20 protein-coding genes are annotated in these 22161 nt (G+C 70.4%); 9 read left to right on the plus strand and 11 right to left on the minus strand.

What is annotated here, in order from left to right; all coding sequences use genetic code 11:
- Positions 1 to 32 precede the first annotated feature (32 nt).
- Both cofD and VG296_RS30125 read left to right on the plus strand, forming a co-directional pair.
- Positions 33 to 1019 carry a 2-phospho-L-lactate transferase gene (gene cofD, locus VG296_RS30120; RefSeq protein ID WP_325571886.1) on the plus strand — a complete coding sequence of 329 codons (987 nt, stop codon included), beginning with the start codon at positions 33 to 35 and terminating at the stop codon, positions 1017 to 1019.
- Positions 1016 to 2368 carry a coenzyme F420-0:L-glutamate ligase gene (locus VG296_RS30125; protein ID WP_325571887.1) on the plus strand — a complete coding sequence of 451 codons (1353 nt, stop codon included), beginning with the start codon at positions 1016 to 1018 and terminating at the stop codon, positions 2366 to 2368. Before cofD ends, VG296_RS30125 begins: the two co-directional genes overlap by 4 nt.
- A 57-nt stretch (positions 2369 to 2425) precedes the next feature.
- On the opposite strand, the gene VG296_RS30130 is transcribed toward VG296_RS30125, so the two are convergent.
- The 3 genes from VG296_RS30130 to VG296_RS30140 form a co-directional block, all read right to left on the minus strand.
- The gene (locus VG296_RS30130; protein WP_325571888.1) at positions 2426 to 3883 is read right to left on the minus strand and encodes a GNAT family N-acetyltransferase; all 1458 of its coding nucleotides are present in this window, start codon (positions 3881 to 3883) and stop codon (positions 2426 to 2428) included.
- A 172-nt stretch (positions 3884 to 4055) separates the two neighbouring features.
- Positions 4056 to 5000 carry a DNA-3-methyladenine glycosylase 2 family protein gene (locus tag VG296_RS30135; protein ID WP_325571889.1) on the minus strand — a complete coding sequence of 315 codons (945 nt, stop codon included), beginning with the start codon at positions 4998 to 5000 and terminating at the stop codon, positions 4056 to 4058.
- A gap of 29 nt (positions 5001 to 5029) precedes the next feature.
- The gene (locus VG296_RS30140; RefSeq protein WP_325571890.1) at positions 5030 to 6127 is read right to left on the minus strand and encodes an NDP-sugar synthase; all 1098 of its coding nucleotides are present in this window, start codon (positions 6125 to 6127) and stop codon (positions 5030 to 5032) included.
- 168 nt (positions 6128 to 6295) lie between these two features.
- Here VG296_RS30140 and VG296_RS30145 point away from each other — a divergent pair, with 168 nt between their 5' ends.
- Entirely contained in the window at positions 6296 to 7036 is a 741-nt protein-coding gene (locus VG296_RS30145; protein ID WP_325571891.1) for a TIGR03089 family protein, read from the plus strand.
- A 95-nt stretch (positions 7037 to 7131) separates the two neighbouring features.
- On the opposite strand, the gene VG296_RS30150 is transcribed toward VG296_RS30145, so the two are convergent.
- Positions 7132 to 8148 carry a glycosyltransferase family 2 protein gene (locus VG296_RS30150; protein ID WP_325571892.1) on the minus strand — a complete coding sequence of 339 codons (1017 nt, stop codon included), beginning with the start codon at positions 8146 to 8148 and terminating at the stop codon, positions 7132 to 7134.
- Between the two features lie 25 nt (positions 8149 to 8173).
- Entirely contained in the window at positions 8174 to 8692 is a 519-nt protein-coding gene (locus VG296_RS30155) for an acyl-CoA thioesterase (protein ID WP_325571893.1), read from the minus strand.
- A 72-nt stretch (positions 8693 to 8764) separates the two neighbouring features.
- Between VG296_RS30155 and VG296_RS30160 the strand changes: the two genes are divergently transcribed.
- Positions 8765 to 10096 carry a hypothetical protein gene (locus VG296_RS30160; RefSeq protein WP_325571894.1) on the plus strand — a complete coding sequence of 444 codons (1332 nt, stop codon included), beginning with the start codon at positions 8765 to 8767 and terminating at the stop codon, positions 10094 to 10096.
- Here VG296_RS30160 and VG296_RS30165 read toward each other — a convergent pair.
- Positions 10081 to 11829 (minus strand): APC family permease, encoded by a 1749-nt coding sequence (locus VG296_RS30165; protein WP_325571895.1) that lies wholly within the window; start codon positions 11827 to 11829, stop codon positions 10081 to 10083. The two genes, VG296_RS30160 and VG296_RS30165, sit on opposite strands and share 16 nt — an antisense overlap.
- Positions 11830 to 12108: 279 nt before the next feature.
- Here VG296_RS30165 and VG296_RS30170 point away from each other — a divergent pair, with 279 nt between their 5' ends.
- Positions 12109 to 12459 (plus strand): hypothetical protein, encoded by a 351-nt coding sequence (locus VG296_RS30170; protein WP_325571896.1) that lies wholly within the window; start codon positions 12109 to 12111, stop codon positions 12457 to 12459.
- Entirely contained in the window at positions 12456 to 12677 is a 222-nt protein-coding gene (locus tag VG296_RS30175; protein WP_325571897.1) for a hypothetical protein, read from the plus strand. Before VG296_RS30170 ends, VG296_RS30175 begins: the two co-directional genes overlap by 4 nt.
- A 101-nt stretch (positions 12678 to 12778) precedes the next feature.
- Here the strand turns inward: VG296_RS30175 and VG296_RS30180 are convergent, their stop codons facing one another.
- Positions 12779 to 13945: an acyl-CoA dehydrogenase family protein gene (locus VG296_RS30180; RefSeq protein WP_349259759.1), complete on the minus strand. Its 1167-nt coding sequence runs from the start codon at positions 13943 to 13945 to the stop codon at positions 12779 to 12781.
- Positions 13946 to 14068: 123 nt separating this feature from the next.
- Between VG296_RS30180 and VG296_RS30185 the strand changes: the two genes are divergently transcribed.
- Positions 14069 to 15412: a UDP-glucose/GDP-mannose dehydrogenase family protein gene (locus VG296_RS30185; protein WP_325571899.1), complete on the plus strand. Its 1344-nt coding sequence runs from the start codon at positions 14069 to 14071 to the stop codon at positions 15410 to 15412.
- Positions 15413 to 15418: 6 nt separating this feature from the next.
- On the opposite strand, the gene purE is transcribed toward VG296_RS30185, so the two are convergent.
- Together purE and VG296_RS30195 are read right to left on the minus strand one after the other, a co-directional pair.
- The gene (gene purE, locus VG296_RS30190) at positions 15419 to 15928 is read right to left on the minus strand and encodes a 5-(carboxyamino)imidazole ribonucleotide mutase (RefSeq protein ID WP_325571900.1); all 510 of its coding nucleotides are present in this window, start codon (positions 15926 to 15928) and stop codon (positions 15419 to 15421) included.
- Entirely contained in the window at positions 15921 to 17096 is a 1176-nt protein-coding gene (locus VG296_RS30195; protein WP_325571901.1) for a 5-(carboxyamino)imidazole ribonucleotide synthase, read from the minus strand. The genes purE and VG296_RS30195 overlap by 8 nt, the downstream gene beginning before the upstream one ends.
- 205 nt (positions 17097 to 17301) lie before the next feature.
- On the opposite strand from VG296_RS30195, the gene VG296_RS30200 reads away from it, so the two are divergent.
- Positions 17302 to 17853: a GtrA family protein gene (locus tag VG296_RS30200; RefSeq protein ID WP_325571902.1), complete on the plus strand. Its 552-nt coding sequence runs from the start codon at positions 17302 to 17304 to the stop codon at positions 17851 to 17853.
- A 167-nt stretch (positions 17854 to 18020) separates the two neighbouring features.
- Here VG296_RS30200 and VG296_RS30205 read toward each other — a convergent pair whose 3' ends face one another.
- Both VG296_RS30205 and VG296_RS30210 read right to left on the minus strand, forming a co-directional pair.
- Positions 18021 to 19265: a HAMP domain-containing sensor histidine kinase gene (locus VG296_RS30205; RefSeq protein ID WP_325571903.1), complete on the minus strand. Its 1245-nt coding sequence runs from the start codon at positions 19263 to 19265 to the stop codon at positions 18021 to 18023.
- Between the two features lie 29 nt (positions 19266 to 19294).
- Complete coding sequence (locus VG296_RS30210; RefSeq protein ID WP_212518839.1) at positions 19295 to 19966, minus strand: response regulator transcription factor; 672 nt, start codon at positions 19964 to 19966, stop codon at positions 19295 to 19297.
- Positions 19967 to 20188: 222 nt separating this feature from the next.
- On the opposite strand from VG296_RS30210, the gene VG296_RS30215 reads away from it, so the two are divergent.
- Positions 20189 to 22108 (plus strand): RICIN domain-containing protein, encoded by a 1920-nt coding sequence (locus tag VG296_RS30215; RefSeq protein WP_325571904.1) that lies wholly within the window; start codon positions 20189 to 20191, stop codon positions 22106 to 22108.
- Positions 22109 to 22161 lie beyond the last annotated feature (53 nt).

Consider the following 22161-nt stretch of genomic DNA (forward strand, 5'->3'; position numbering starts at 1 on the left):
CGGCAGTCTGACGAGTGCCATAAGCTCATTTCGTGAGCGCTTTCGACAAGAAGAAGATCACTGTGCTGGCCGGCGGGGTCGGCGGGGCGCGGTTCCTGGAGGGGCTGCTGCACGCCGCGCCGGGGGCCGAGGTGACGGTGATCGGCAACACCGGGGACGACATCACGCTGCACGGGCTGCGGATCTGTGCCGACCTGGACACCGTGATGTACACGCTCGGCGGCGGCATCCATCCGGAGCAGCGCTGGGGGCGGGACGCGGAGAGCTTCGGCGTCGCGCGGGAACTCGCGGAGTACGGCGTCGGACCCGACTGGTTCACCCTCGGGGACAAGGACATCGCCACGCACCTGGTGCGCACCCAGATGCTCGAGGCCGGATACCCGTTGTCCGCGGTGACCGAGGCGCTGTGCAGCCGCTGGAAGCCGGGCGTGCGGCTGCTGCCCGCGACGGACGACCGGGCCGAGACGCACGTCGTGGTCCGCGACGAGGAGGGCAAGCGGCAGGCGGTGCACCTCCAGGAGTACTGGGTGCGGATGCACGCGCCGCTCGCCGAGCAGATCGTGTTCGTCGGCGCGGCCGAGGCCAAGCCCGCGCCGGGCGTGCTGGAGGCGATCGCCGAGGCGGACGCGATCATCCTGCCGCCGTCGAACCCCGTCGTCTCGATCGGCGCGATCCTGGCCGTGGGCGGCAGCGGCAAGAACATCCGCGAGGCGGTCATCTCCTCGGCCGCGCCGGTCATCGGCCTGTCCCCGATCATCGGCACCGCGCCGGTGCGCGGCATGGCCGACAAGGTGCTCGCGGCCGAGGGCGTGCAGACGACGCCGTCCGCGGTCGCCGCCTACCACGGCGCCGATCTGCTGGACGGCTGGCTGGTGCACGACGCGGACGCGGACCAGGTCGAGCCGGTCGAGCAGGTGGGCATCCGCTGCCGCGCGGTTCCGCTGCTGATGAAGGACCTCGAGGCGACGGCGGCGATGGCCCGCGAGGCGCTGGACTTCGCCGCGGAGCTCGCGCGATGAGCACTCGGGAAGGTCTCGCCGATCAGGTCTCCGTACACGCCGTTCCCGGCCTGCCGGAGATCCGGCCGGGCGACGACCTCGCCGCGCTGCTGTCCGACGCCCTGACGGCGCTCGCCGCGGCCGCCGGGCCGCGGCTGGAGGAGGGCGACATCCTCGTCGTCACCTCGAAGATCGTCTCCAAGGCCGAGGACCGGATCCGGCAGGCGGCCGACCGCGAGGCGGCGATCGACGAGGAGACCGTCCGCGTCGTGGCCCGCCGCGGTCCGCTGCGCATCGTGGAGAACCGGCTCGGCCTCGTGATGGCGGCGGGCGGTGTGGACGCGTCGAACACCGCGCCGGGCACCGTGCTGCTGCTGCCCGAGGATCCCGACCGCAGCGCCGTCGAACTGTCAGATGCCCTGCTCCGCACGCACGGTGTGCGCGTCGGCGTGATCGTCTCGGACACCTTCGGGCGCGTTTGGCGGGCCGGATTGGTGGATCAGGCGATCGGCGCTGGGTACGTGTCTGTAGTACGGGATCTGCGCGGCGCGGCCGATTCGCACGGAAACGAGCTCGCCGTGACGGTCACGGCGGTCGCCGACGAGCTGGCGGCCGCGGGGGAACTGGTCAAGGGGAAGCTGGGAGGGGTTCCGGTGGCGCTGGTCAAGGGCCTGAGCGCGGCGGTCACGAAGGATCCGGGTCCGGGAGCGCGGACGCTGCGGCGGCCGAGCGAGGAGGACCTCTTCTCGCTGGGCACCGCGGAGGCGCGGGCGCTCGGCCGGTCGGAGGCGGTGTTCGCTCGCCGCACGATCCGCTCGTTCACGCCGGATCCGGTGGACCCGCAGGCGGTCGAACGCGCGATCGCGGCCGCCATCACCGCGCCGGCGCCGCATCACACGACGCCGTGGTCCTTCGTCGAGGTGCGCACCCCCGAGGTGCAGTCGCGCCTGCTCGACGAGATGCTCGCCGACTGGATCAAGGACCTGCGCGGCGACGGCTTCAGCGACCTCGCGGTCGACAAGCGCACCAAGCGCGGCGACGTACTGCGCGGCGCCCCCGTGCTGCTGGTGCCCTGCCTCACGATGGAGGGCTCGCACACGTACCCGGACGCGCGGCGCAACGCCGGGGAGCGCGAGATGTTCCTGGTATCCACCGGCGCGGCGATCGAGAACCTGTTGGTAGCACTCGCCGTCGAAGGTCTCGGCGCGGCATGGATCTCCTCGTCGATCTTCTGCCGCCCCACCGTCCGCCGAGTGCTCGAACTGCCGGACCACTGGGACCCCATGGGCTGCGTAGCCGTCGGCCACCCCGCAGCCCCCGCCCCCGACCGCCAGCCCCGCAAGGTGGAGTCGTTCCTGCTGCGGCGTTAGTCGGGTTCGCGGGCTGCGGACAGTCAGTGTCCTGCGCGACTTTGACGTCTAGCCGGCCTAACTGCCGGCGAGCTGTTTGACCAGCCGTCGGCACACGTATACGCGCTCGAATTCGGCCCTGACCTGCTGTTCGTGCTCACGTTGGGCGTGCGCGAAGATGATCACCGGCCGGAACGGGTCGCGGGGCTCGGCCATGCGCGAGGTGTTGGCCGAGCCGTAGCCCGAGTACGCATGCAGATACGTGTGCTCCTCGACGAAGCCGTGTGCCGAGTACCAGGCCAGTGCTGACGCGTCCTCCCTGGTCCACGCGTCGAGTACCCGGGCCGGGCTGCCGTCGAGTCGCTGGATCGCCTCGCGCAGCAGGCGGGTCGCGATCCCGTACCGCCGGTGGTCCGGGTGAACGCACACGGTCTCGATCGTGGCCAGATCTCCGCGCACGGCGACGTCCAAGATCCCCACGACCTCGTCGCCGTCGACGGCGACGAGGTCGATGACCGCGTCCGCTTCCTCCACGGGTTTGCGCGGCTCGACTGCGTCGTAATAGGCGGTGTCGAGGAACGCTACGGCGCGGCATCGGGCCCATTCCGTTTCGTCGGCGGGCCGATAAGCACGAATGCGGGCCGGGTCCAGGTAGGCCTTGGCGTCCGCGAGTCCTCGCTCGTTCTCGGCCGGATCGGCGATGCCGGTCATGTCGCCGGTCGCGATCCGGTGCGCGAAGTAGTAGGCCTGACTGGCCCAGCGCCAGCCGAGCATCGCGCCGAGCGCCCTCTCGACTTCCGCCGAGCTCAACGCTCCCTCGGCCAAGTAGGCCTCGATCAGCGGCCGCGACTTCTCCGGGCTACCGGCGTACATGACGGCCGACGCCAGGTCGAATACGCGCGGGCCCACGGTGTACGCGCCCCAGTCGATCAGCCCCACGGTTCCGGCGTCGGGGTCGACGAGGAACGCCTCCGCCGCTGGATCTCCGTGCAACGGACCCCAGGTGAGGGTGTCCGGGGCCAACGCCTCGACCGCCGCGCGCGCCGCGGCGAGCGCGGGCCGGATCCACGGACGTATCCACAGATGCGGGGCAGCCGGGTCCAGGCGCGGTTCGATGTGCGCTCGCGCCGGCGCGCCGCCCAGGGCGAGGTGGGCGCGGGCCAGTGTGCGGCCGACGAGTCGCATACCGTCGGTCGTGTGCTGCTCGACGGGGCTGCCCTCAACCCAGGAGAGCAGCGCGACGGCCGCACCGTCGTCCTCGACGGTCAATGCGCCATCGCGCGTGGGTATGGGCGCGCCCGCCGGAATCCCGGCCTCGTCCAGGCGCGTGGCAGCGGCGAGACCGGACGCGAACCGCTGCCCGTACCGTTCGGCGGACACCGCCTTCGCCAGCCATCGCCGCGCACCCTCGGTGACGACCCAGGTGGACGAGCTCATCCCGCCGTCGTGCGCGGTGATCTCGGCCGTGGAGACTCTCCACTGCTCGGCAAGTAGGCGTGCGAGCGCGGAGGGGGAAAGCAGAGCTGAATCAGACATGCGTGATCTCTCCAGAGTACGGAAGGGAAGCACTTCGGAACGGCTCCGAGGACTTCGGAGCGCACGAACCGGGAGAGGTCTGGTCAACGCACGGAAGCGAGCGTAACGGCCCGATCTACTACGGAACAAGCCGTTTTCCGTGGCGGCGATGCGGAGCGCGAACGCGACGCACTCACCGCTTCTGCAGCAGCAACCTGACGGCTCGCTGGCGGTGCGGGGCGAAGGGGGCGAGCAGGCGCAGCATCTTCTCGTCATCGTACGAGGTGTCGCCGGGCTCGCCGAGGATGCCGCAGATGATTCTTGGCAGGTGCAGGTCGCCGACGCTGACCAGGTCCTGGGCGCCGTGGCTGCGCTGCAGGGTCTCGGCGGCGGTCCAGGGGCCGATGCCGGGGATCGTCCGCAGTTTCTCGGCGGCGGCGTCGACGTCGGCGTTCGCCAGGCGCTCGAGGGCGGCGGCACGGCGGCAGGCTCGGATGATGGCCTCGGCGCGCTTGCCGTCGACCTCGGCGCGGCGCCATTCCCAGGAGGGAATCAGAACCCAGACGTGCGGGTCCGGCATCACGTACATGTCCCGCGGCATCCACGCGGGGCCCGGCGCCGGAGTTCCGTATTTGCGCACGAGGCGCCGCCATGCCGTGTATGCGGAGAGGGTGGTGACCTTCTGTTCCAGGATCGCCGGGATGAGCGCCTGCATGAGTTGGCCGGTGCGCACCAGACGCACCTGCGAGCGGGTCCGGTGGGCCTCCGCGAGTATCGGGTGCGCGGCGGCGAGTTCGGCGAAGCCGGTGTCGTCGTCCTCGGCGCCGAGGATCGCAGGGGCCTGCTTGAGGAGCCAGTGCGCGCCCTCGCCCCACGCGTCGATCTCGACCTCGTCGTCCGCCGCGCGGCCGACGCGGATCCGCAGCGTGCCGGGGCCCTCCGGGGTCAGCGACGTGCGCCAGACCGCGTTCACCGGGCCGTCGTCGGGGCCGTACTCCACGCGGTGGGTCGGGTCGCCCGTGCCGCGGCGCAGCACCCGGAGCGTGCGCTGCACCTGCGTCGGGACACCGCGCACGGAGGCCGTGACCTGGTCCTCCGTGCCCGCGCGCCGCGCCGGAAGCGGCGCATGAGTCAACACGAAAGCGAGCTTAGCCTGCTGATCCGACGTCAGCTGGGGTCGTGGCTGAACCGGACGGAGGAGTCCGGCAGCGCGGAGTCGCAGGACACGCGCACGCCGCCGAGCAGTTCGTTGCCCGCGCCCACGTTCGCGCCGTCGCCCACGACCACGCCTTCGAGCACCGTGCCCGCGCCGATCCGGGCGCCGCGGCCGATGATCGAGTCGCGCACCGAGACGTTGTCCTCGACGACCGCGCCGGTGCCGATCACCGAGCCGTAGATCGCGGCGTCGGCACCGACCCGGCCGTCCCGGCCGATCGTCGTGCCCGCGCCGAGCTGCGCGCTCTCCGCGACCTCGGCGCCGTCCAGCACCAGGGCCTCGTCGTACCGCGGGCAGGTGGTGGCGGGCACGGCCGGGGAACCGATCGCGCCGAGCACCAGGTCCGCGGAGCCGCGCGCGAAGGCGGCCGGGGTGCCCAGGTCGAGCCAGTAGCTCTGCTCGACCACGCCGAGCACCTTGGCGCCGCGCTCGAGCAGGCCGGGGAAGGTCTCCCGCTCCACCGAGACCCGGCGTCCGGTCGGGATCCCGTCGATGATCGCCCGCTTGAAGACGTAGCAGCCGGCGTTGATCTGGTCGGTGACGATGTCCTCGGGGCGCTGCGGCTTCTCCCGGAACGCGGTCACCCAGCCTTCGGCGTCCGTCGGCACCAGGCCGAAGGCGCGCGGGTCGGCCACCTTGGTCAGGTGCAGGGTGACGTCGGCGCCGCGAGCGGTGTGCTCGGCGCGCAGGGCGGCGAGGTCCACTCCGCTGAGGATGTCCCCGTTGAAGATCATCACCGGCTCGTCCGGCGCGCTGACCAGGCGATCGGCCACGTTGCGGATCGCGCCGGCGGTGTCCAGCGGCTCGATCTCCTGCACGTAGACCAGTTCCAGGCCGAAGCGCGACCCGTCGCCGAAGTACTCCTCGAAGACCTCGGGCTTATAGGCCGTGGCGAACACGATCCGGGTGATCCCGGCCGCCTTCGCCCGCGCGAGCTGATGGCTGAGAAAGGGGACGCCCGCGACTTCGAGCATCGGCTTCGGGGTGTTGACGGTCAGCGGGCGCAGCCGGGTTCCCTTGCCTCCGACCAGGAGGATCGCTTCTGCCACGGTTCGAGGTCTTCCTACTCGTCTCAAAGTTCAGGGCTGGTGCGGCCATGCTTGCGGACTACGGTTAACAAACACTTCGTCGGACCTGAACCCTAACTGATAGGGCCGTCCCCAATAGCGCACAGCCTGCGCATCGGTACGTTGTTACAGGTTTGTAGGCTAGTGCGCATGGCTACGGATCGAACGGACCTCGCCGCGCTCTGGCGTTCCCAAGTCGGGCGCAACGGTCCGCGCCCCTTTCTGACGTACCACGACTTCGGCACCGGGGAAAGGGTCGAGCTGTCGTTCGCGACGATGGACAACTGGACCTCGAAGACGGCGAACCTGATCCAGGACGAACTGCTGGCGGATCCGGGCAGCCGCTTCCTGCTGGCCGCGCCGCCGCATTGGATGACGGCGGTCTGGGCTATCGCGCCGCTGCTGTGCTCGGCGGTCGTCTCGCCGTGGGGCGACGCGGCCCGGGCCCGATACGCGGTGGCCGGTCCGGAGACCGATCAGCTGGAGTACGCGCGGGCGTGCCGCGGCGAGCGGTACGCGCTTTCGCTGCTGCCGCTGGGACGGCCGTTCGCGGAGGTGCCGGAGGGGTTCGCGGATTACGTGGCCGAGGTCCGGATGCACGGCGACCGCTTCGCCGCCTTCGATCCGCCGAACGCCGACGCGCCCGCGCTGACCACGTCGTCCGGGGAGGCGCTGACGCATCGTGAGGTGCTGGACGAGGCCGCCGGCCGGGCGAAGGACGGGGCGCGGCTGCTGGTGCCGGTCGAGCGCACGTCGGCCGACGCCGAGGGGCTGATCGACTGGCTGTACGCGCCGTTGGCCGCGGGCGGTTCTGTGGTGCTGGCCCGCGGCGGCACGGAGGCGGAGCTCGCGAGGCTGGCCGAGGTGGAGAAGGCCCGGTTGGCGAGCTAGAGCGGTCGGCGCGAGCCCACCGGGGTCACGAAGCGGGACTCAACCCGCCTGCGTGGAGCGGTCGGCGCGAGCCCACCGCGGTCACGAAGCGGGACTCAACCGGCCTGCGTGGAGCGGTAGAGGGACTTCGGGGACGTCAGGAATCCCCAGCCCCAGGCGAAGTGCATGGTGGCGAGCACGAGCGGAAGGCGCAGCCGTACCCCGGCGGCCTTCCCCCGGCTCTCCCGCAGCGAGCCGAGGCCGATGCCGAGCAGGTAGCCGACCGGCGCGACGAATCCGATCGCCGGCCACGGCACGGTGAAGAGCGAGACGATGCCGAGCAGCGTGCCCAGGATGACGGCCAGCACGGCGAGCGGCGGCGCGAGGTAGCGCAGGCTGGCCGTGCCCGAGTGCGTGCGCATCACGACGCGGCGCCAGCGTCCGTATTCGAAGTACTGCCGCGCGAGCTTGCGCACATTCGGACGCGGCCGGTACGTCACATGCAGCTCGGGCGAGAAGTAGACCAGGCCTCCGGCGCCGCGGATGCGGTGGTTCAGTTCCCAGTCCTGCGCGCGGATGAAGGCCTCGTTGTAGCCGTGGTGCTTCTCGAGGATCTCGCGCTCGAAGACGCCCAGGTACACCGTGTCGGACGGTCCGGCGGCGCCGCCGGTGTGGAATTTCGCGTTGCCCACGCCCAGTTTCGAGGTCATCGCGACGGCGACGGCGCGCTCGAAGACGGTGACTCCCTCGGCGTGCATCACGCCGCCAACGTTAGCCGCACCGGTCTCGCGCATCAGCCGGACCGCCGCGGCGATGTAGCCGGGAGCGAGCAGGCCGTGCCCGTCCACACGCACCACGATCTCGTGCCGGGAGGCGGCGATCGCGGCATTGAGCCCGGCCGGCGTCCTGCCGCTCGGATTGGGCACGGTGCGCACCCGAGGATCGGCCGCGCACAGCTCGGCGGCGATGGCGTCGGTGCGGTCGCGGGAGGGACCGAGGGCGATGACGAGCTCGAGATCTCCCGAGTAGTCCTGGGCGAGGATGTGCCGCACGGCGTCGGCGAGGTGGCGCTCCTCGTCGAGCACCGGCATGATCACCGAAACGGTGGGCCACGTGAGGGAATTTTCGTTCATTGCGACACGGACCCTACACGGATTCTCAGCTGTCCCCGAAGGATTCCGAGTCCCGCGAGGCCGCGATCGCCGCGCGGCGGGCGAGCCGGTGCTTGCGGCGGATGGTGGCCTCGTGGAAGCGCCGCTCGTCCTCGGCGCAGTCCAGCTTGAGCGGCGGCACCTCGCGCGGCTTTCCGTCGGCGTCGATCGCGACGAAGGTGAGGAACGCCGTGGCCACGTGGACGGGCGTGCGGTCGGGCACGTTCCACGGCTCGGCCTCGACCCGCACGCCGACCTCCATCGAGGTCCTGCCGGTCCAGTTGACCTGCGCGAAGGTGTGCACCAGCTCGCCGACGTGCACCGGGAAGAGGAAGGCCATCTCGTCCATGGCCGCGGTGACGGCCGGGCCGAGGCTGTGCCGGGTCGCGACCATTCCCGCCGCGTCGTCGACCAGCTTCATCATCACGCCGCCGTGCACGGTGCCGAGCAGGTTCACGTCGGCACCCGTCATCAGGCGGCTGAGCGCGATGCGGGAGACGGACGGGGAGACGGGGTCAAGGCTCATGGGTTCATTCTCTCCCACGCCATGCCGCGTCGCCTTATTGTGGTGGCGACCTACTGGGAGGGGGGCCGGGCTGTGCCGGTGAGTGTGGTGCTCGCGATCGGCTGCGGCGTGCTGTGGGCCGCCGTGGTGGTGCGGGTCCGGTGGCGCGGGCCGCGTGCGTCGCGGTCGCTTCAGGTCCCGCAATTGCCGCCGGTCTCCGGAGCGGACGACGGGCCGGTGCCCGAGCCGGTCCGCCTGGTGCTGCGGCACACGCGGCAGTCGAACGATCCGGCCGTGCTCAACGCGGCGGTGCTGGAGCTGGCCGAGGCGGGCCTGTTCCGGATCGAACCCGCGGACTCGCAGCATCCTGCGATGGTGAGTCCGAACGTGTTGCCGCACGCGAGCACGTTGCCGCCCTATCAGGCGTCTGTCGTCGCCAGGCTGCTGCATCGGCGGGGCGTGGGCCAGAAGCCGGTGCCGCTGACGGCGTTGCAGCCGGGCGAGGACGACGCTGCGGCCAAGTGGCACAAGGACTTCGTCAGGCAGGTTCGGCAGGCCGCGACGGAGCGCGGGTTGCTGCAGCCGCCGGCCAGCGGGGCGCAGTTGGTGCTGGCGTTCGCCCTCGGAATCTTCGCGAGCGACCGGACGGCATCCGTGATCTCGCACTTCGGGCATGCGGCGTTGGTACCGCTCGTGTTCATTCCGCTTGCCGTACTCACGGTGGTCGGCGTGTTCTGGGCGGGTCGGGTGCGTCCGACGGCGGCGGGTCGGGCGCTGCTCGCGGAGATGCCGCGGCCTACGCCGACCGGGCCCGAGCCCACGTTCGCGGCCCCGCCGTCGACCATCCCGGCCGAGCCGCGCCGGCCCGCTTCCGCCCCCGGCCCGACCACCGTCATGGTTCTGCCGAATCAGCTCCAGCCGCTGCCCGCGAATCAGGTCTGGTCGGATTACGGCGGCTCCTGGCATCCGCTCGACATCGAGTCAAAGGAGACGTATTCCATCAACTCCGGGATACCAGGGTTCTTCATCCTGATCCTTTTCGCGGCCCTGAGCCTCGCCGGAGTGATCTTCGCCGGGCACGTCGGCGATCCGTCCGGCGCCGTGCCCTTCTTGGTCTTCGGCGCGCTGCCGGTCATCCTGCTGGTCGGAGCGGCCGCGAACCTGCTGCGGCGCAGGCGTCTGCCCAAGCGCGCCGTCGTCCGCGGCCAGATAGCGAAGCTGTGGACCGTCACGCACCGCGGCGGCGAGAGCAGCACGACGTACTACTACTGCTCGCTCGACACCGGCCGGGCGCCCGCGAGCGTCCGGCTCAAGATTCACCGGACCCTGTACGGCAGGCTGCAGGTCGGCGCGGAGATCGAGGTGCTGGTGAACCCGCGCCGCCGCAGCATCAAGGACGTGCGGTTCGGTCAGTCCGGTGGCTGACCGGCCGTGCCGGTGCCGGTACCCGTACCGGTCGTGGTGGGGGACTGCGACAGGGCGTCGATGTCCTCCGGGGCCGTCTCCGCCGTCGCTCCGATCTGCGCGTTGACGTCGCCGATGTACTCGCGCGCCTCGTCGTCGGGCAGCCGGACGGCCAGCGCCCAGTAGTAGACGATCAGGCTGAATCCGGCCACGATCACCAGGTCCCACCACTGCGGAACGGTGTTGCTCGCGCCGCACGTCGTCGTCGACGCGGGGCCGTTCGCGCAGTAGCGGCCCTTCCAGGACAAGATGCCGATGCCGACCAGATAGACCGGCAGCCACTGCGCGGAGCGCCAGTCCAGGTGCGGCAGGTGCGGGTTCAGCTTGAAGACGAAGTTCAGCGCGATCAGCCCGTAGCCGATCAGGATCGCGAAGCCGAGCTTCTGCAGCGTGTCCCAGCCGGACCAGTAGATGATCAGGCCGGACACCATGAAGGCGAGCGGAGACCAGATGTCGCCGGCGGCCAGCCGGAACGGCCGGTAGCGGTCCCGGTCCTGGCGGCGCAGCGCGCCGAAGGCCAGCGGCGCGCCCGCGTACATCAGCACGCTCGCCGAGGTGACGAAGCCGACCAGCGACTTCCAGCTCGGGAACGGCAGGAACGCGATGCAGCCGATGACGAACGCCGTGAGCAGGCCGAACCACGGCACCCGCCGCAGGTTCGTCTTCTCGAAGATCTGCGGCACGTATCCGTTGCGGGACAGGCCGTAGGACACCCGCGATGAGGCCGTCACGTAGATCAGGCCGGTTCCCGAGGGCGAGATGATCGCGTCGATGTAGAGGATCGTGCCCAGCCACCCGAGGCCGAGGACCGTGGCCAGGCCGGCGAACGGACCGGCGTCCCCCTTGAACGAGAGGTTCGCCCAGCCGTTCACGAGGGACGAGGAGGGCAGCGCGGCGATGAACACCACCTGGAGCAGGACGTATACCGCCGCGCCGAGCAGGATCGAGCCGATCACCGCGCGCGGAATGTCCTTCTGCGGATGGCGGGCCTCACCGGCGAGCTGGTCGGCCTGCTCGAAGCCCAGCAGCGCGAACATGATGCCGCTGGTGGAGACGGCCGAGAGCACGCCCTCCGAGCCGGTCGGCGCGAAGCCGTGGGCGCCGAAGTTCGAGCTATGCCAGTTCGTGGCCGCGAGCACGATGATCACGAACACCGGTACGGCGACCTTCCACCAGGTCGCGGCCGAATTCGTGTGCGCCAGCCAGCGCACGCCCAGGAAGTTGACCACCGTGAACAGCGCCATCAGGCCGATCGCGACCAGCAGGCCCTGCCAGGTCAGCGTGCCGTTGCTCTTCTGCAGCCAGCCCAGGTGCACCGAGGCGTACTTGATCGTCGCGTAGACCTCGATCGGCGCGACGGCGACCGCCTGCAGGTAGGAGAACCAGCCGAACGAGGCTCCGGCCACCGAGCCGAAGGCGTAGTGCGGGAACCGGCCGGTGCCGCCCGCGACCGGGTAGGCGCCGCCGAGTTCGGCGTGCACGAGGGCCAGGATGATGATCGCTACCGCGCCGATACCCCAGGAGAGCAGCGCGGCGGTGCCCGCGGCCTGGGCCGCGTAGTACGCGCCGAACAGCCAGCCAGAGCCGATGATCGAGCCCATCGACGCCCAGGTCAGGCCGACGAACCCGATCTCACGCTTGAGGGCGATACCACCGGGCTTGGCGCCCGGTGCGTTGAGCGAAGACGACGCCATGATCCACTCCGTTGGGAATCTGCCCGTGCCGCGGCGCGGGCGCAAGGCGGGCAAAGCGTATTAGCATAATGAGCGAGTCATTACAGTGAAAATCTAAGCAAACTCTGCTCAATTGCCTAGGGGTTGGCACGCCGAACGGACGGCCTCATGCGGTGAGCGGAAGAACTGTTATAAGGCCGTGACCAGGCCACTGTGATCCCGCCCACAGGTCTCACGCTCACCACGAGTCCTCATCTACAATCCCGTAGAAACAAGACGCGGCCGGAGACGGGAGACCGAGTGACGAGCCAGCCGGACAGCTCGGACGTGCTGATCGACGCCCTGCGCATCGCCCAGCGGGAGGGCAATCCGGTCGCCGCCGGCGACCTGCAACGCTGGTACCGCATCATCCGCATCACGCGGCGGCGTTGGGGCAGCTTCACGCGCCGCCACCCGTCCCCGGTGTCGGACACGTTCGCCGCGCGCGCCGAGGACCTCGCCCGCGCCCTGCTCGACCGCTGCGGGCCGCGCCCCGGCGCCGGGGAGCCGCTGGACATCACCGACTGCCGCGACCTGGCCCGACGGCTCGCGGCCGTGCTCACCGCGACGGACCCGAACCGCGGCATACACCCGGCGTGGGCGGCGCGATGAGCCGCGGTTCACCCACGCCCGGCCCCCGCCGCCGCGCCGCGCCGCGCCCCGTGCGAGCCACCCGCTCCGAGGCCCCGGGACGCGCTTCGCAGCGCTCGAACTCCACCAAGATGCTGATCGACGCCCTTCAGCTGACGTTCGGCGCGTGCCTGTCCCTGATGATCGGCGGCTTCATCCTGGGCCTGCTGATCGTCATCGTCATCTACGTCATGAAGTGACGAGAGCGACGCGAGCGCCGAGAGACGTCACCGGCACGACGAAGTAGTGCCCTGACGCGCTAGAACGCGCCAGGGCACGGATACGGCTTCGAGGACTCCGGTCAGCCCTTCAGCAGCTGACGCGCCATCACCACGCGCTGCACCTGGTTGGTGCCCTCGTAGATCTGGGTGATCTTGGCGTCGCGCATCATGCGCTCGAGCGGGTAGTCCTGGGTGTAGCCGTAGCCGCCGAGGAGCTGGACCGCGTCGATGGTGATCTCCATCGCGGCGTCGGAGGCGAAGCACTTGGCGGCGGCGCCGAAGTAGGTGAGGTCCGGGTCGTTGCGCTCGGACTTGGCGGCGGCCGTGTACGTGAGCTGACGCGCGGCGGTGAGCTTCATGCCCATGTCCGCGAGCATGAACTGCACGCCCTGGAGCTCGGCGATCGGCTTGCCGAACTGGCGGCGCTCCTTCACGTACTGCGTCGCGTACTCCAGCGCGCCCGCGGCCACGCCGACGGCCTGGGCGGCGATCGTCACGCGGGTGTGGTCCAGCGTGCGCATGGCAGTCCTGAAGCCGGTGCCGGGCTCGCCGATGATGCGGTCGCCGGGGATCCAGACGTTGTCGAAGTAGACCTCGCGGGTGGGCGAGCCCTTGATGCCGAGCTTCTTCTCGGGGGCGCCGAAGGACACGCCCTCGTCGGCCTTCTCGACCACGAACGCGGAGATGCCCTTGGTGCCGATGCCCTGCTCGGTCACGGCCATCACGGTGTAGTACTCGGATACGCCCGCGTTGGTGATCCAGCGCTTGACGCCGTTGAGCCGCCAGCCGTCGCCGTCCGGCACGGCCCGGGTGGTCATGCCGCCCGCGTCAGAACCGGCCTCCGGCTCGGAAAGCGCGTAGGAGAACATCGCCTCGCCGCGCGCGACCGGGGTGAGGTACTTGCGCTTGAGCTCCTCGGACCCGGACAGGATGATCGGCATCGTGCCCAGCTTGTTCACCGCCGGGATCAGCGAGGAGGACACGCAGGCGCGGGCCACCTCCTCGATGAGGATGCAGGTCGCGAGCGCGTCCGCACCGGCGCCGCCGTACTCCTCGGGGATGTGGATCGCGGCCATGTCGGCGGCGTGCAGAGCGTCGTGCGCCTCCTGCGGGTACCGGGCGTCGTGGTCGACGGCCGCGGCGTACGGCGCGATCTTGCTCTCGACGAGGCCGCGCACGGACTCGCGCAGCAGCTCGTGCTCTTCCCGGACGGCGTAGAGGTCGAATTCCTGGGTCACGAGCCCCATGTTACCCGTCGGTAGGGAAAATAAAAGAGTTCCACCGTGGACTGTGGCCGATGCCTCCTGACAAGCTTCAGGCTGCGTCGTTACTCTAGGGCGGTTGCTTTCGGCGAGAAGGGTTGGACAACGGTGAAGCGGATCACGGTCATCGGCACGGGATATCTCGGCGCGGTGCACGCCGCTTCCATGGCCTCGTTGGGCTACGAGGTTCTGGGAATGGACGTGGACGCCGAGAAGATCGCCGCGCTCGCGGCCGGGCGTCCGCCCTTCTTCGAGCCCGGCTTCGACGAGCTGCTCGGGGAGCAGGTCGCGTCCGGGCGGCTCAGGTTCACGAACTCCTACGCGGACCTCGCGTCGTTCGGCGGCGAGGAGCGCGGGGACACGGTGCACTTCGTGTGCGTCAACACCCCGCAGCGCAAGGGCGAGTACGCGGCGGACACCGCGTACATCGACTCGGTGATCGACAACCTGGCGCCGCTGCTTGACGTGCCGACGCTGATCATCGGCAAGTCCACCGTCCCGGCCGGCACCGCCGCCCGGCTCACCTCCCGGCTGCGCGCGCTGTCCCCGGCGGGTGACGAGATGCGGCTGGCGTGGAACCCGGAGTTCCTGCGCGAGGGCTACGCGATCGAGGACACGCTGCGCCCGGACCGCCTCGTCATCGGCGTACAGGACGCCGAGTCCGAGGCGGCGCTGCGCGAGGTCTACCGGCCGCTGACCGACGCGGGCATCCCGCTGCTGGTGACCGACCTGGCCACCTCCGAACTGGTGAAGGCGGCCGCGAACGCGTTCCTGTCCACCAAGATCTCGTTCATCAACGCGATGGCCGAGGTGTGCGAGGCCGCCGGCGCCGACGTGATGCTGCTGTCCAAGGCGCTGTCCTTCGACCCGCGGATCGGCGGCCGGTTCCTGGTGCCGGGCCTCGGCTTCGGCGGCGGCTGCCTGCCCAAGGACATCCGCGCCTTCATGGCCCGCGCGGGCGAGCTCGGCGCCGACCAGGCGCTCGCGTTCCTCAAGGAGGTCGACGCGATCAACATGCGCCGCCGCGCGCGCACCATCGACCTCGCGCGCGAGGAGTGCGACGGCTCGTTCCTCGGCAAGCGCATCGCCGTCTGGGGCGCGGCGTTCAAGCCGGACACCGACGACGTGCGCGACTCGCCCGCGCTGAACGTGGCCGCCTCGATCCTGCTGCAGGGCGCGCAGGTGACCGTGTACGACCCGAAGGCGAACGACACCGCCGCGAAGAACTTCCCGACGCTCACCTACGCGGACAGCGCGCTCGAGGCGGCTCAGGGCGCGGACCTGATCCTGCACCTGACCGAGTGGCGCGAGTTCCGCGAGCTCGACCCGAACGCGGTCGGCGAGGTCGTGGCCGAGCGCCGCGTGCTCGACGGCCGCAACGCCCTCGACTCCGACCTCTGGCGCGCCGCGGGCTTCACCTACCGCGCGCTGGGGCGGCCGAGCGCCGCGTAGCTCCGGCTACCCCTCCAGCGAGGCCCGCAGCGCGGCGCCCTTGGCCTTGGCCTCGGCGCCGAGCCGGGTCTGGAACTCACGCATGGCGACCAGCAGGTCGGGGTCCTGCGTCGCCAGGATGCGGGCGGCGAACAGGCCCGCGTTGCGGGCGCCGCCGACGGCCATCGTGGCGACCGGGACGCCGGACGGCATCTGGACGATGGAGAGCAGGGAGTCCATGCCGTCGAGGTACTTCAGCGGCACCGGAACGCCGACGACCGGCAGCGGGGTGACGGCGGCGAGCATGCCGGGCAGGTGCGCCGCGCCGCCCGCGCCCGCGATCACGACCTTCAGGCCGCGTCCGGCCGCGCGCTCGCCGTACTCGATCATCTCCTTCGGCATCCGGTGCGCGGAGACCACGTCGGCCTCGTAGCCGATGCCGAACTCGTCCAGCGCCTCGGCGGCGGCGCGCATGGTCGGCCAGTCCGAGTCCGAACCCATCACGATGCCGACCAGGGGGCTCTGGTGGTCACTCATCGATCTCGCCTCTCAGGTAGGCCGCCGCGTGGCGGGCGCGCTCGACGCAGTCGTCGAAGTCATCGCCGAGCACGGTCACGTGCCCGATCTTGCGTCCTGGCTTGACGTCCTTGCCGTAATTGTGGATCTTCAGCCCGGGGTCGCGGGCCAGGCAGTGCAGATAGGCCGGGTAGAGGTCCGGCAGGTCGAGGCCGATGACGTTCGCCATCACGGCCAGCGGGGCGTGCGGCGCGGGCGAGCCGAGCGGCAGGTCGAGCACGGCCCGCAGGTGGTTCTCGAACTGGCTGGTCAGCGCGCCGTCGATGGTCCAGTGCCCGGAGTTGTGCGGCCGCATCGCGAGCTCGTTGATCCACAGCCGGCCGTCCGCGGTCTGGAAGAGCTCCACCGCGAGCATGCCGGTGACGTCGAGTTCCTTGGCGATCGTCAGCGCGATCCGCTGGGCCTCGAGGGCGTGCGCCTCGTCCACGGCGGGCGCCGGGGCGTACACCTCGCGGCAGATTCCGTCCCTTTGCACCGTCTCGACCACCGGATAGGCCACGGCCTGGCCGTGCGGGGAGCGCGCGACCTGCGCGGCGAGTTCCCGGACGAAGGGCACCGCGGCCTCGGCGAGCAGGCTCACGCCGCGCTCGGCCGCCTCCGCGATCACCCGTGCGGCCGCGTCGGCGTCCTCGACCACCCACACGCCGCGGCCGTCGTAGCCGCCGCGGGTGGCCTTGAGCACGATCGGCCAGCCGGTCTTGCCGGCCAGGTCGGCGGCGTCGGCCGGGCCGGTCACCCGGGTCCACTCCGGGCAGGGCAGGCCGAGGCCGGACAACCGCTCCCGCATCTCGGCCTTGTCCTGCGCGTAGAGCAGCGCGCCCGGCCCGGGCCGTACCGGGACACCCGTCGCCACCAGCGCTTCGAGCACGTCGGCGGGCACGTGCTCGTGCTCGAAGGTGACGACGTCGCAGCCGCGGGCGAAGTCGAGGACCGCCCGCATGTCCCCCGGATGGCCGGAGACGACGTCGGGGACCACCTGGTTGGCGCAGTCCTGCGGGTCGGCGGAGAGCACGCGCAGCCGCAGGCCGAGGGCGATCGCGGCGGGCTGCATCATCCGCGCCAGCTGACCGGCGCCGATGACGCCGACGCGCGGGGCCGAGGGACCGAGGGAGGGGTGAGCCGGGTTCACGGGCGTCAAGCCTAACCGAAGCCGATTCACGGGCCGTTTTCATCCTTATATGCTCTAATTTACTGCTGGGGACGACGAGGCCCTCGATCGGCAAAGGCTCCGTCACAGCTCTGCTACGACCCGTCGCACGGCGGCGGGCGGTTGAGAAGGAGCCGCTAGTCTCGTTACACGAACCGCTCCCGGACTGTCAGGCAGGTACCCCACGGTGGCATTGGTCAGCGCTGTATACGGCAAAGTCGAGCATCTGATCCACGAGGTCGCGAAGTTCGGCATCGTCGGTGGCATCTCCTATGTCGTCACCATCGCGGTCAACTACGCCTACCTGATCTTCCAGAAGAACGACGAGCTCACCGCGTACATCGTGGCGAACGTCGTGGCGACCGGCGTCGCATACCTGGGCAACCGGTACTGGACCTACAAGGAGCGCGACGCCGCCGGCGACGCCCGCGAGGTGGTCCTGTTCGCGGCCATCAACGGAATCGCGATCGCCATTCAGACCGGCATCACGGCCCTGACGTACTACGTGATGCACATGGACAGCCACCTGGAGATCTTCTTCAGCAAGTTCATCCTGGCCATCGGCATCGGCATGGCCTTCCGCTTCTGGTGCTACCGGACCTTCATCTTCCCGAAGGCCGAGCCGGCGCTGGCCGCGGACGAGTTCCAGTACAGCGAGCCGCTGCCCACCTCGGAGCTCGCCTCCGAGGCCCCGAAGTCCGGCGCCGGCGCGCTGCTCTCGAGGGTCAGCCGCTTCTAGGCGAATCCAGGCGACGCGGTTCGTACGCTTACGCCACGGCCCCGCACCCCTCTCCGGGAGGTGCGGGGCCGATCGCTTTCCCGGGGACCTTCGGGGACCTTGCGGCCGTGGGCGCGACCCGTCGGCCGTGCCCCCGCCGCTCAGACCTGCCGCTCAGGCCCTGCCGCTCAGCCGAAGCGCGGCAGGAACAGCGCGAACACCGGGGGGCGCTGCTGCAGCAGTTCGAGCCGTCCGCCGTCCGCCTCGGCGAGTTCCCGGGCCACGGTGAGTCCGAGGCCGGTCGAGGCGCGGCCGGAGACCGCCCGCTCGAAGACGCGGGCACCGAGCTCGGGCGGCACTCCAGGGCCCTCGTCGGACACCTCGATGACCACCGAGCCGCCCGCCGTACGGGTGCGGATGGTGACCGGGCCCGCGCCGTGCATCAGCGAGTTCTCCAGCAGCGTGGCGAGCACCTGGGCGAAGGAGCCCGGCGTGGCGGCGGCGAGCAGGCCGCGGCCGCCGTCCACCCGGATCAGCCGGCGCGCGCTGCGGAAGGCCGGGCGCCACTCGAAGATCTGCTGCCGGATGATCAGGTCGATGTCGGTCGGCACCCCCGCGGAGTCCGCGCGCGTGTCGCCGGAGTCGGTGAGCAGCCGCTGAACGACGTCCGTAAGCCGCTCGACCTGGGTCAACGCGATCTCGGCCTCTTCCTTGACCGTCTCCATGTCGGCCGCCGCGCTGATCTCCTCGAGGCGCATCGAGAGCGCGGTCAGCGGGGTGCGCAGCTGGTGCGAGGCATCGGCGGCCAGCCTGCGTTCCTTGGCCTGGATCTTGGACACCCGGTCCGAGGAGTGGTCGATGACCTCGGCGATCCGGTCGAGCTCGGCGATGCCGTAGCGCCGGTGCCGCGGCCGCTGGTCGCCCGCGCCGAGCCGCTCCGCGGTGCTGGCCAGCTCACCGAAGGGACGCGAGATCCGGCGCGCCTGCAGGTAGGCGACGCCCGCGGCGGCGGCGAAGGCGGCCAGCGCGGCGGCCACCAGCAGCACCATCTGCAGCCGGATCCGGCCGGAGACCGAGGCCCAGGACTCGCTGACGATCACCCGTTCGCCGTACTTGCCCTGGTAGGTCTCGCTCGCGCGCGCCTGGTCGGTGATCGTCGGGCCGATGTACACCGAGGTGTGCGGGGAGCCCGTCGGGAAGGTGATCTGCGCGCCGCGGCCGGCGGACAGGTCCGCCGTCAGCGCGTGCGTGTCGAACTGACGGTTCGCCAGCTGAACGTCCGTCAGGATGCCGATCCGCTGGACCTCCTGGTTCAGCGCGTCCTGCGCCGAACGGGTGACGAACTTGGCATCCAGGAACGCGAAGGGCACGCCGAGCAGCGCGGTCACCACGAACACCGCGGTCACCATGGACCGCATCAACCTGCCGCGCACGCGTGTTGTCTCCCCTTCCGCGAGCCGCGTCAGCTGCGTTCGAAGCGGAAGCCGACCCCGCGCACGGTGGAGATGAACCGCGGGTTGCCGGCGTCGTCACCCAGCTTCTTGCGCAGCCAGGAGATGTGCATGTCCAGGGTCTTCGTGGAGGACCACCACGTGGTGTCCCAGACCTCGCGCATCAACTGCTCGCGGGTGATCACCCGGCCGGCGTCGCGCACCAGCACGCGCAGCAGGTCGAACTCCTTGGCGGTGAGGTTCAGCTCCTCGTCGCCGAGGTAGGCGCGGTGCGACTCCACGTCGATGCGCACGCCGCGCGCGGTGCTGGCCGACTCGGGGGCCCCGCGGCGCAGCAGCGCCCGCACCCGCGCGAGCAGCTCGGCCAGCCGGAAGGGCTTGGTCACGTAGTCGTCGGCCCCGGCGTCGAGGCCGACCACCGTGTCCACCTCGTCGGCTCGGGCCGTGAGCACCAGCACCGGGAAGCCGTGGCCCTCGGAGCGCAGCCGTCGGCACACCTCCAGGCCGTCCATGCCCGGCAGGCCGAGGTCGAGGACCAGCAGGTCCACCGCCCCGGACAGGGCGTGCTCCAGGGCCGTCGGCCCGTCGCCGCGCACCTGGACCTCGTAGCCCTCGCGCCGCAGCGCTCGCGCCAGCGGGTCGGCGATCGCGGTGTCGTCCTCTGCCAGCAATACCCGGGTCATGGGCAGATCGTAGGACTTCGCGGCCGATTTCGACATCACCGAGAGTAGTTATGTCCGTTTGATGGCGATTATTGGCCGCCTTTCCGCCGGTTCCGGAAGTGGCCTAGACCATTGACGCTGAACTCGGTGCGTGCTTTTCTGCGGATGCTGGAACTTTCTCAGCTTTGTTTCAGGATTTGTTACACGCCCACCCGCTGCGCGTGCCCACGCAAGAAAGGGACGATGATGCCCCCTCGCAGCAGATTCCTCGCGACCGCCGCGACCGTGGCCGTGGTCGCCGGAGGCCTGATCGCCTTCAGCGCGACACAGGCCTCCGCCGCGACCGCGGTCTCGGTCTGGGAGACCACCGCCGACGGCAGCCAACTGCTCTCCCCGCAGGCCGGAGCGGCCTTCGTCTCCGGCCCCGGCGGGGCGAGCGAGACGGTCACGGTCAACCCGTCGACCACGTACCAGAGCATGACCGGCTTCGGCGCCTCGTTCACCGACTCCTCGGCCTGGCTGGTCTACAACTCGCCCCAGCGCAACGCGATCATGACCAAGCTGTTCGACCCCACGAACGGCATCGGGCTCAGCTTCCTGCGCCAGCCGATCGGCGCGTCGGACTTCTCGACGTCCCTGTTCAGCTACGACGACGTGCCCTCCGGCCAGACCGACCCGTCCCTGGCGAACTTCTCCATCGCGCACGACCAGTCGTACATCCTCCCGATCCTCAAGCAGGCGCTGTCCCTCAACCCCTCGATCACGGTGATGGCCACGCCGTGGAGCCCGCCGGGCTGGATGAAGACCAGCGGCTCGATGATCGGCGGCACGCTCCAGTCCTCCGACTACCAGGCCTTCGCCGACTACCTGGTGAAGTTCGCGCAGGCCTACCAGGCCGCGGGCGTGCCGATCTCGCTGATGACCGCGCAGAACGAGCCGGAGTACTCGCCGTCGAACTACCCCGGCTCCACGTTTACGGCCGCCCAGGAGGAGTCGTTCATCGCCAACAACCTGGGCCCGGCGCTGGCGAGCTCGGGGGTGTCCACCAAGATCCTCGGCTACGACCACAACTGGAACGACACCAGCTTCCCCGAGACCGTCATCGGCAACAACGACTCCGGCCAGTACACCGTCGGCACGGCGTGGCACTGCTACTCCGGCGACCCCAGCGCGCAGAGCACGGTGCACAACGCGTACCCGAATAAGGACACATACTTCACGGAGTGCTCGGGCAGCCAGTCCGCCAACCCGGCGAACACCTTCGCCGACTCGCTCGACTGGCAGACCGAGAACCTGATCATCGGCGCCACCCGCAACTGGGCCAAGTCCGTGGTCACCTGGAACATGGCCCTCGACCCGAGCGGCGGCCCGAGCATGAACTGCACCACGTGCACCGCCGCGGTCACGGTCGACAACAACGCGGGCAGCGCGTCCTACAACGCCGAGTACTACTCGCTCGGCCAGGCCAGCAAGTTCGTCAAGCCCGGCGCCGTGCGCGTCGACTCGAACACCTTCGGCTCGGGCAACATCGAGGACGTCGCGTTCCAGAACCCCGACGGCTCCACCGCGATGGTCGCGCTCAACTCGGACACGTCCAACGCGCACAGCTTCAACGTCGAGGAGAACGGCCAGTCCTTCAGCTACACCCTGCCGGCTCGGGCCGTCGCCACCTTCACCTGGCCCGCCCTCAGTTCGGGCGGCAACGGCGGCATCAACTCGTCGACGTGGTACCAGGTCGTCAACAACAGCAGCGGCAAGTGTGTCGACGACGCCGGCGGTTCCACGGCCAACGGAACCGCGGTCCAGCAGTGGACCTGCGGCACGGGAAACAACAACCAGGAGTGGCAGTTCCAGCCGACTGACAGCGGCTACTACAAGGTGGTCACCCGCAATTCGAGCTCCGTGGCATGGGACGTGACCGGCGGGTCCGGCGCCACGGGCGACGGGACGCCGATCCAGCTGTGGTCGTACGGCGGCGGCACCAACCAGCAGTGGAAACCCACCGCGCTGTCGAACGGGACGTACACCTTCACCGCTCGCAACAGCGGCAGCGAATGCCTGGACGACACCAACCGGTCCACGGCCGACGGCACGCAGTTCCAGCAGTGGACGTGCACCGGCAACGACACCGCGCAGAGCTTCCAGCTCGTGCCGGTCGGCTGACCCCGGTCCTGCGCCCCGCCGCCTTCGCGGCGGGGCGCAAGCCGTCGTCCCTC

This window comes from Actinospica sp. (assembly GCF_035552695.1).
Lineage (GTDB): Bacteria > Actinomycetota > Actinomycetes > Streptomycetales > Catenulisporaceae > Actinospica.